Origin of the sequence: Collinsella sp. AF39-11AT (assembly GCF_003474585.1) — a bacterium.
Taxonomy (GTDB): Bacteria; Actinomycetota; Coriobacteriia; order Coriobacteriales; family Coriobacteriaceae; genus Collinsella.
On record NZ_QROG01000062.1, the window covers coordinates 1 to 324 of the forward strand.

The 324-nt window shown below is 73.5% G+C and carries 1 pseudogene; it reads right to left on the reverse strand.

The features are described from left to right. Positions 1 to 324, reverse strand: a pseudogene (locus DW037_RS10445) (IS30 family transposase); the annotation flags it as partial.

A 324-nucleotide genomic window follows, 5' to 3' on the forward strand; every position in this document is an offset into this window, starting at 1 on the left:
GCGACATGAGCAGCGCGCAGTCCGCCGCCGTCAGCCGGTCGAACCTGACGCCGGCGCCCTTGGGCAGCAGCTTCCTGATCTCCACGTGGTTCTTCTCGCACGCGCCCTTCTGCTGGCTCTGCCGGGGGTCGCAGTAGAAGAGCCTGGTCTCGCCGTCCCGCTCGCCGATCAGCGCCGCGATGGCGCCCTCGTCGGCGAACTCGCTCCCGTTGTCGGTGAGCACGGCGCCGAAGGCGCGCCTCGCGCCGTCCTCGCCGAGGACCCCGCGCAGGGAGGAGAGCGCCGCCAGGACCGAGGCGCACGTGCCGTCCGGCAGCGGCAGGG